Genomic DNA, 9313 nt, shown 5'->3' with positions numbered 1-9313 from the left:
CGATAGTATTCTAGTTTATTCATTTTTATTCATTGCTGAATTTCCTCCTTTTCCATCTCAATTACCATTAAAAAAAATCGATCCTACTCAGTTGCAACATATGTAAACTTTCTCCCCCCTCATTTCCTCCTCTTCTCTTCTCAGTGTCCTCTGTGCCTCTGTGGTTTGTTCTCATAAAAGAGGGTACTCACCCCGGATTCGGTATCAGAGGATGCTACGCTTTTTCTTGTATGGGGACTCGAGGAGAGCTGAATAGGTAGCAAATTGAAGGAAAATTACTATGTTGCAGCCAGAGATAGAAATCCAACTATAGTAAAGATTAAGGTAAAAAATTTTTACAGAATTGTCTCACTTACTACCTAATTTCTGACACCAATGTCTTACGACTTACTCCTTCACCGCTGCCAGTTGTTCAACGATGAAGTTGATATTGGGATTCGGGATGGCCTAATTGCAGCAATTTCGCCTCATCTAAGCGAACAAGGGCAACTAGAACTGGATATCCAAGGACAACTGGTTAGTCCGCCCTTTGTTGAGTCGCACATTCATCTAGATTCAGCGTTAACGGCGGGTGAACCTCGATGGAATCAAAGCGGAACATTATTTGAAGGAATTGAAATTTGGCGAGAACGCAAGCAAAGCCTGACCCTGGAAGATGTGAAAAACCGGGCGAAAGAAACCTTAAAGTTGCAGGCATCTCAGGGAGTGTTATTTGTTCGTACCCATGCTGATGTGAGCGAATCAACGTTAACCGCGCTTCAAGGCTTGTTAGAAGTTCGGGGAGAAGTCAAAGATTGGATAACACTGCAAGTGGTGGCTTTTCCCCAAGATGGGATTTACGGTCATCCTAAAAATGAAGAGTTGTTGGAAGAATCCCTAAGATTAGGTGCGGATGCAGTGGGAGGAATTCCTCACTATGAAATGACGCGAGAAGATGGTGTGCGATCGGTACATCGGATTTTTGAATTAGCTCAAAAGTATAATCGACTAATTGATATCCACTGTGATGAAATTGATGACGAGCAATCGCGATTTCTGGAAGTTGTGGCGGCTTGTGCGATTCGCTCTGGGTTGGGGTCGCGAGTCACGGCGAGCCATACAACTGCTTTTGGTTCGTATAACAATGCCTATGCCAATAAGTTGATGGGATTGTTGCAGCGATCGCAAATTAATTTCATTGCCAATCCCTTAATTAATATTACCCTCCAAGGACGCACCGATACTTACCCCAAACGCCGAGGTGTAACACGAGTTAAAGAACTGTGGCAAGCTGGGCTGAATGTCAGTTTAGGGCATGATTGCGTCCAAGACCCCTGGTATAGTTTAGGCACGGGAAATATGCTAGATGTAGCGCACATGGCTGTTCATGTTTGTCAGATGACGGGCATGGCTGAGATAGATGCTTGTTTTGATATGGTAACTGAGTATGGTGCGAAAACTTTAAATTTGGCAGATAGTTATGGTATTCAAGTCGGGAAATCAGCTAATTTAATTGTCTTGGATGCTGATAGCCGTTATGATGCCATTCGTCGTCGAGCAACGGTTCGTTATGTAATTTATCAGGGGAAGTTGTTAGCTAAGACAACAGCACCAGAAACGGAATGGAGAAGTATTTGATAATGGATGATGGGTTTTTAATTATATAGATGATGGGAATCTCGCCAACAAAAATTTAATATTCCAAAAGAGTCAGTGTCTTTTGATTACCCATAACCCATTATCTTTTGATACTTCTGATTATTCAAACGGATAGGATAGAACTTCTGACTTTATCCGCTGCTTTCGTTTCAAGATTAGAGAATAACTGTTGCATCGCTTGAGTATAGGGCAATAATAGGCGCATCTGACTTGGCAACACGCGCTCCTGGATTTCAGCAATGAGTAACGGTAGCAATTGTTCTACCAGTTCCCAAGTGACATCGATACTCGGAAAAACCATCATACACAAAGGAAGTAATTCATCTTCTACTGCACTCATACTCCCCTCTAAAGCACATAACCACAGATAGCCTTGGAACATTTCTATATCTCGGATGCTAGAGGTTCTCACCCCAGGCTCACTCAGCCCTCCGCGACGGCTGCGATGATTTGGGTACAATTGGGCGGCTCGGTTATAGACTTGCTTGGCAATCTCCTGAGAAGCCGGTAAAAGCTTCTGGATAAGGGATAACAAGGGTGAGTTAAGTTGGTGCTTTGCCGCAGCAGCGCAGACTCGCTGCCAGGGAATACAAACTTGCTCTTCGACAAATTTGAAGTAGGGACTGAGCAAAAGTTGTTCTGCTGTTGTCAGTCGATTGAGTACTAATTTGGCACTGAGGTGAAACTGCGTACTCATAAACCCAACGGTACGTCGTTCAGTGGCTGACAGATGTTGTGCCTGAAGTTGTAATAGGATAGGTTCGATCGCCGTTGCTAGGTGTTTGACTTCTGACACAGAGAGTCTGGGTATTACCTCTGCCTTAAAATCATCGCTGGATAAATTAACAATTTCTCGATCAGATATAGCTTTTAGTAAGGGGGGAGGTGTTACTTGCTGTTGGTAAATTTCCAGTACCTTCTGATAAACCTGAGATGCGCCTCGGGCTATTCCTTGGCTTTCAGTCAAACTGACAACATTAGGAATGTAAGAGAAAATAACATTGGTCTGTATTCCAGCACACTTACAGTTTATTTCCACCATACGCTGCAATTTAGCAACGGTTTGAGCTCGCCCTTCTGGGGAGGCTGCTTCCACCAACTCAGACAAAGCAAAAGAGTCTGTTGAGGAGGAAAGTGTTGATAAGTCGGGTACATAGCGCTCTGCCCAAAGCTTGGCTAAGCGATCAACTGAGGTATTGTTGACAAGTGTGGTATTTCTCAGCATTATTGTCTCTGCGAGCTGTGTTTAAACATTTGGTCAATCTTGCTACCCTGAGGAATGGATTACAGCAAAAATAGCTTCACCTGAGCTGGCAAATTTCCTGGATCAAACAGCCTGCACCTAGACGTAAAGCAGTACACTCCCTGCAATGGGTAGGAATGCTTTTAAAGCTTTATACAGAGCCTTATTACTGCTTTCCTGCTATTCCTGCTGGAAAGAAAATTTTTTTGATTTTGAAAGCAGACTCATCTTTAATATCATGTCTGCGAAGAAAACCCCACTTTATGGGAGAATGGCAAGCTCTTCCCATCGACTTTCAAGTAGAGATTCAGATGAATAGAGTTGAAAGCGTTCTATACAGGAATAGAGGAGTCAGGAAAGCGTTGTAGGGATGTAAAATATCGTACTGTTGTTTTGCTGTCAATCATCCTTATGGTAGAGGTAACCCTTCTGAATCTTGCTCAGCCATGTTGCGCAATTCAATCAGCATAAAGGCTGAAAAATTGATTCCACTCTTTACAGGGTTTTTATCAGCTTAAATCAGGTTTTGTAGGTAACGATCATAGCCATACGTGTCAACTTAGGCTAGAGATGGCTTAATGCTTAGCTTCCACACCCGCCCAGAGTTTTAACTCTGGGCTAATAGCTTAAGTCCACTTACCCATTATTACCCATTACCAGCCCCAAGAGATATGCTCTTTTCCAAGCACGACAGCTTATCGACTGAATTCACAGCATAACTGGAGTTTTCTGAAGCCGATGTGCGATCGCAACCATCTGCATCCCTGCGGGGGGAGCCAACGTCAAACCTCGACGTACTGGCTTGATGGGGCGACTACTGGTTAGCTTCAATTGATAGCGCGACACAATAGTAGCTAGGACTAGCTTCATCTCCAGCAGTGCCAATGCCGCTCCAATACAACGACGATTGCTGCCACCAAAGGGAAAATACTCGTAAGGTGAATATTGCCGCTCTAAGAAGCGCTCTGGTTTAAAATGCTTGGGTTCCGGGTAGATATCCTCTCGCTGATGGATCAGATAAATCGAAGGCATCAGCGCTGTACCCGCTTCAAACTGGTAACCCCCAATCTCCATTGGGGATTTGAGAATTCTAATGAAGGTACTGGGAGCAATGGGATAAATCCGCAGTGTTTCAGAGCAGATAGCACTCAGGTAGGGAAGTCGAGCAATTTCCATCGGATCGACTCCATCCCCCAGCGTTTCCAGCTCGTGAAGCAGCTTATCTTGGACAACTGGGAGATGATGAATCCAGTACAATGCCCAGGTTAGGGCTGAAGCTGTGGTTTCATGTCCAGCAACGAGGAGTGTCATCAACTCGTCGTGTAACTCCTCATCCGTCATCGGTTGACCGGCTTCGTCACGAGCTGACAGCAGTAAGGTAAGAATATCAGTACGAGAGAAGTCACCTTGCGCTCGACGTTCCCGAATCTCGTCGTAGAGCAGTTGTCGGACTTGCTGTTTGATTCGCAAAAAGCGTCCCCACGGACTCAATGGACCCCAATCCTGTCGGAGTGAGGGGAAAAAGAGCAAGGTGGAACTCAGAGGAGTGCCCAGCGCCTCTAATACTAAATTGAGCAATTGCCTCAGTTGCTGAAAGCGCTCTCCCTCATCCAACCCAAACACCGCTCGTAAAATTACCCGCAGGGTAATCTCTTGCATAGGTGGACGAATTGCAAAGGGTTTGCCAATCATCCACTCGTTGGTTACGTCCTGAGTAATGTCACAGATGAGCTGGCTGTATGTCCGCAAGCGATCGCCATGAAAGGGAGGCATCAACAACCGTCGCTGACGTTCGTGGCGATCGCCATCCAGTAACGTTATAGAGTTGTCCCCCAGCAAATATCGTAAAACTCCGTTTCCTTGCCCAGAGTGAAATTGCGCTGGATCGGCAGTCAAAATCTCCTTGATTGCCTGTGGATTACCCACATAGACAAATGGTGGTGAATTGTCGCCTCCGACTTTGAAGATGTCGCCATAGCGTTGGGAATACTCATCCAGGTAGTCCAAGGGGCGAAAAATTAGTTTAAGTAGTCGTAGAAATCGCGGCGATCGCGGGCCATTCGGTAATGTCATAGATGTTGAATTTGGGTAAGAATCAACTGCCCTATCTCACATGATAGAAATCAAACCCATACAATTACACCAAGCCGAAGCGGTCAAGCGCCTGGTTTTTAGGGTTTGCGAGGAAATTTTTCAGGTCTCTGAAGAAACGGTTAGGCGCTTCGATACTATGTCTGACATAGATGAGGTGCGAGCGCACTACTTTGACAATGGTGGCACATTCTTAGTGCTTATGGACGAGGGAAGGGTAGTAGGAAGTGGAGCTATCCGACGCTTGAACGATGGCATCTGTGAACTCAAGCGAATGTGGTTTCTCAAAGAGTATCGAGGACGAGGATTAGCCAAGCAAATGGTTCAGCTGCTTTTAGATTTTGCTCGGAAAACAGGCTATCAAAAAGTCAGACTCGACCTCTTGGACGAACAAAAACAAACACAAGCGCTGAAGTTTTATAAGCGGATTGGATTTTATGCGATCGCTCCCTATAACGATAGTTTTTGTACTGTGTTTATGGAGAAAATAATTTAATAGCTTATTGATAAAATAAATCTTAAATCTTTCTAGTAATCCTATTAGCTGTGATAATTTTTAACAAACCACAGCGGTTTATCGAGCAGTTGATTGCACCCGGCGGTCACGATGGCACCGTCAAACTTTGGAAATTAGACGGTACCTTAATCGCAACCTTGAAAGGGCATGATGCCTCTGTGGTCAGCGTGGCATTTAACCCTGATGGTCAGCTTTTCGCCTCAAACAGTTGGGACAAGACGGTGATTCTTGGGAATTTATCGCAGGCATCGATTGGCACCAGCTAGATAAAATTGGCTGTAATTGGGTGCGCCGTTATCTGCGAAAACTACCAATTTTAAAGAAGAAAATCGTCATCTGTGCGATGCTATCTAAAGGGCGCAATCATCTCCCGTTAAACTTCAAAAACTGTGTGTTCGCGAGAATGTTAAGTACCAGTTAAAGGTTACCAATGAAAACAGATTTTACCCCAAACTAAATCGTGCTTTATTTGTTTGATGCTGCAACGCGATACCGCCAGTTGATAGCCGGTTGACGCACATTTGCAGATTGAGGAGGAGCAGCGTAACGATCAATTAATACTTGAGCGCCACCGTTATGGCCTGTGCCTACAGCTTTGAGTGCCCATCCTCCATCTTGACGGTATAGTTCAGCCATGATCAGTGCTGTTTCAACAGAGAATTTTTCTTCAAGATTGTAATGTAGGACTTCTTCTTGGGTCTGATCATTGACTAAACGCACAAACGCATTTTTTACTTGTCCAAAATTTTGATTGCGTTCTTCTGCTTCAAAAATTGTTACAGCTAAAACAATTTTTTGTATCTCAGCAGGTACTCTTTTTAAATTAACTTTGATAACTTCATCATCCCCCTCACCTACACCTGTTGAGTTATCCCCCATGTGCTGAACGGATTGATGTGGATCGGGACTTGTGAGATTATTGTAAAAAATTAAATGAGAATCAGAAATTAGCTTTTCGTTAGCGCCTAAAAGAAAGGCAAAAGCATCTAAATCGAACTCGACATCGCTATCACTTGGAACGTCCCATCCTAAACCTAAAAATATTTCGGAAAGACTAGGGTTGGTTTTGCTAAGTGATATACCTTGTCCTTTGCCCAAGAAAATTGCCATAATCTAAATTGCCTCCTGGAATTAAATATCAATAAGGATTTTAAGGCACAAACGGACTTGTCTATAAAGGGTTCGTATAATTTAATAAATTTTCATATAACTTAGATAAATGCTTACGCATTCTACGATAATCAGGTTGCTGGGCGGATATCTTTATTTCGAGACATTGATGCAAAACTCACATTTTCCATAGAGCGATCGCAGTTCGCAAATAACTTGAAGTGCGATCGCAACTTAACTCATGCGATCGCAACTTAACCCAATGGTATTGTCAGAAGCGATCACTTGCATATATCTGCTTTCATCTGTTTTCAGAATCGGTTAAAATAGATTTTGGTTGACTAGAATCAAATAAAGAAGCAGACAACAGAATAACCGGGCTGTTTGTTTTGTTTTGTCCATAATGAACCATTTGAGCTGGTTCAACGAAAGAATCTCCGACTGTCAGCTCTATAGTTTTCCCGGCTTGCAGAATCAATTCTGTGCGGTTAGCTTTCGTTACTTTAGCTTCTCCTTTCACAACCGTATAAGTTAAAGTTCCTGCCTCTACTCGTTGAATTTGCATTCCTGGATGAGTATGAGTAGGCACTTTTGTTCTGGGTGCAATGGTATAACGAACAAGCTCAAGAATCTGCTTTTGATCTTGAGTTGGATAACCATTCGCTAAAACTTCACGGGTGACAAATTGAGTGTAAGTATTAGGCGAGGATGTTTCTTGGCTGTTAACAACGATACTGCCAAAAGCGAGGATAGCTAGGGGGAGAAGTAGAGACAATTTTCTCATAGTACAATCAGGTCAGGGAGTAGAGGGTTAGTTGCACCTATACTGGAATTTCAATGATGAACTCTGAACCTTCTCCAGGAGAAGAAATGCAACTGAGTTTTCCTCTATGTTTTTCTACCACAATCTGATGACTGATTGATAAGCCCAGTCCTGTGCCTTTTCCCACCGGTTTGGTTGTAAACAAATGGTCAAATACCTTTTGTTTAATCTCTTCGCTAATGCCTAGTCCATTGTCCTTAATTCGGACGCTTACCCATTGCTCATCCTGGGAAACTTCCGTGCGAATGGTAATCTGTTTGGGGTTCGTTTCGCTTTTCTGATATAACTGACTCTGAGTCAACTCATCCAGGGTATCAATGGCATTGGCAAGAAGATTGAGAAACACCTGATTGAGCTGTTCGGGATAGCAGTTTACCAGAGGTAAATCACCATACTCTTTGAGTACTGCAATTTCAGGACGAGGCCCGTTGGCTTTGAGACGATGCTTTAAGATAATCAATGTGCCCTCAAGCCCCTCATGTAGATTAAACGCTACTTTGGTTGATGTGTCTGCTCGTGAGAAGGTTCGCAGGGACGTACACAGCGTGCGGATACGGTCTGTCCCCACTCTCAAGGAAGAAATTAATTTGGGTAAGTCTTCGCTCAAAAAGAACAAATCAATTTCTTCAATTTCCCTAATAATCTCTGATGCAGGATGAGGATAATATTTTTGATAGAGTTTCAAGAGATGAATTAAATCCTGGAGTGATGTATCGGCATAACTGAGATTGCCTGCGATAAAGCTTACAGGGTTATTAATTTCGTGGGCAACTCCAGCCACTAATTGACCGATACTTGCCATCTTCTCACTCTGCACGAGTTGGAGTTGCATTTGCTGGAGCTGTTGCAAAGACTGAGCGAGTTGAAGAACACGCTCTCGTTCTCTGGTTTCCGATGCCTGTAATTCCACATAGAGACGAGCATTTTCTAAAAAAATTGCGGCCTGGGTACAGTGGGTTTTTATCCGCGCCAAAAGTTCATCCTTGGCAATTGGCTTGCTCAAATAATCATTGGCTCCTGCTTCTAAGCCCACCACTAAATCTGAGACTTGGTTTCTAGCCGTAAGCAATACAATGGGTAACTCATTAGCCTGCCACGTTTCGCGGATTTTGCGTGTAACTTCATAGCCTGTCATTCGGGGCATCATCACATCGAGCAAGATTAAATCAGGCTTTAGCCCCTCTTTCAAAAGTGCCAATGCTTCCGCTCCAGAGGATGCCTCAGTCACCTCATAGTGATGCAAAGACAGATGATTAACTAAAACTCGACGATTCACAAGTTCATCATCCACAACCAGGATTTTGTAAGGCTGCTCTTGATCATGCGCCAATTGTTCTCGCACATCTCCCAGAACAAGCTCTTCATTACTGCTCATCTGTTCCTCATCATTCATCCCCTGACCTTGGTCATAAACAGAGAACACAGGACTAAGGATTGAGGAGGAAGGAGGCTGATAGCTAAGACTGGATACATGGGTGCTAAAACTACCGCTTTCTGACAACTGATTCACTGGCAAGGTAAAAGTAAAGTGCGAACCTTCATCCAGCCTGGATTCAACCCAAATCTTCCCCCCGTGCAGTTCTACCAATTTTTTTGTAATCGCTAGCCCCAAACCAGTCCCACCATAAATCCGGGATGTAGAGCCATCAGCTTGCTCAAATGATTCAAAAATGCGCTCTAGTTTATCCTCTGGAATACCAATACCTGTATCAGAGACAGTAATTTTGATTTTTGATTTTTGATTTTGCATCGCGCTCTGCGCGGCTACTCTAGAAGCTGGGATACTCTCTGCCTCTGTCCAAGTCTCGCTCTCCTTATTTCCTACACGACTGATGAACTGGGCCGACACTTCTACACGACCACTATCGGTAAACTTAATCGCATTGCCGAT

8 protein-coding genes are annotated in these 9313 nt (G+C 43.8%); 3 read left to right on the top strand and 5 right to left on the bottom strand.

Going from position 1 to position 9313, the window contains the following annotated elements; translation table 11 throughout:
* The first annotated feature begins 375 nt into the window (after positions 1-375).
* Positions 376-1617 carry a cytosine deaminase gene (gene codA / locus V6C93_RS11995; protein WP_333476891.1) on the top strand — a complete coding sequence of 414 codons (1242 nt, stop codon included), beginning with the start codon at positions 376-378 and terminating at the stop codon, positions 1615-1617.
* 124 nt (positions 1618-1741) lie between these two features.
* Here the strand turns inward: codA and V6C93_RS11990 are convergent, their stop codons facing one another.
* Both V6C93_RS11990 and V6C93_RS11985 read right to left on the bottom strand, forming a co-directional pair.
* On the bottom strand, positions 1742-2863 hold the full coding sequence (locus V6C93_RS11990; RefSeq protein WP_333476890.1) for a hypothetical protein: 1122 nt from the start codon (positions 2861-2863) through the stop codon (positions 1742-1744).
* Positions 2864-3589: 726 nt separating this feature from the next.
* Positions 3590-4954: a cytochrome P450 gene (locus V6C93_RS11985; RefSeq protein WP_333476889.1), complete on the bottom strand. Its 1365-nt coding sequence runs from the start codon at positions 4952-4954 to the stop codon at positions 3590-3592.
* A gap of 40 nt (positions 4955-4994) precedes the next feature.
* Here V6C93_RS11985 and V6C93_RS11980 point away from each other — a divergent pair, with 40 nt between their 5' ends.
* Together V6C93_RS11980 and V6C93_RS11975 are read left to right on the top strand one after the other, a co-directional pair.
* Positions 4995-5468 carry a GNAT family N-acetyltransferase gene (locus V6C93_RS11980; protein ID WP_333476888.1) on the top strand — a complete coding sequence of 158 codons (474 nt, stop codon included), beginning with the start codon at positions 4995-4997 and terminating at the stop codon, positions 5466-5468.
* A 50-nt stretch (positions 5469-5518) separates the two neighbouring features.
* On the top strand, positions 5519-5755 hold the full coding sequence (locus V6C93_RS11975; RefSeq protein WP_333476887.1) for a hypothetical protein: 237 nt from the start codon (positions 5519-5521) through the stop codon (positions 5753-5755).
* Between the two features lie 199 nt (positions 5756-5954).
* Here V6C93_RS11975 and V6C93_RS11970 read toward each other — a convergent pair whose 3' ends face one another.
* The 3 genes from V6C93_RS11970 to V6C93_RS11960 form a co-directional block, all read right to left on the bottom strand.
* Positions 5955-6599: a TerD family protein gene (locus V6C93_RS11970; RefSeq protein ID WP_333476886.1), complete on the bottom strand. Its 645-nt coding sequence runs from the start codon at positions 6597-6599 to the stop codon at positions 5955-5957.
* 301 nt (positions 6600-6900) lie between these two features.
* Positions 6901-7383 (bottom strand): cupin domain-containing protein, encoded by a 483-nt coding sequence (locus V6C93_RS11965; protein ID WP_333476885.1) that lies wholly within the window; start codon positions 7381-7383, stop codon positions 6901-6903.
* Between the two features lie 37 nt (positions 7384-7420).
* The coding region (locus V6C93_RS11960; protein ID WP_333476884.1) for an ATP-binding protein at positions 7421-9313 on the bottom strand (1893 nt) is incomplete at its 5' end.

Source organism: Allocoleopsis sp. (assembly GCF_036703385.1).
In the GTDB taxonomy this organism is placed as follows: Bacteria; Cyanobacteriota; Cyanobacteriia; order Cyanobacteriales; family Coleofasciculaceae; genus Allocoleopsis.
Note: the sequence above shows the minus strand (reverse complement) of the source record. Positions and strands in the feature narration are given on the sequence as shown.

Coding starts and splice junctions, on each gene's coding strand:
- V6C93_RS11970 (WP_333476886.1), bottom strand. CDS start 6,599: ATGGCAATTTTCTTGGGCAAAGGACAAGGTATATCACTTAGCAAAACC.
- V6C93_RS11980 (WP_333476888.1), top strand. CDS start 4,995: ATGATAGAAATCAAACCCATACAATTACACCAAGCCGAAGCGGTCAAG.
- V6C93_RS11985 (WP_333476889.1), bottom strand. CDS start 4,954: ATGACATTACCGAATGGCCCGCGATCGCCGCGATTTCTACGACTACTT.
- V6C93_RS11965 (WP_333476885.1), bottom strand. CDS start 7,383: ATGAGAAAATTGTCTCTACTTCTCCCCCTAGCTATCCTCGCTTTTGGC.
- V6C93_RS11990 (WP_333476890.1), bottom strand. CDS start 2,863: ATGCTGAGAAATACCACACTTGTCAACAATACCTCAGTTGATCGCTTA.
- codA (WP_333476891.1), top strand. CDS start 376: ATGTCTTACGACTTACTCCTTCACCGCTGCCAGTTGTTCAACGATGAA.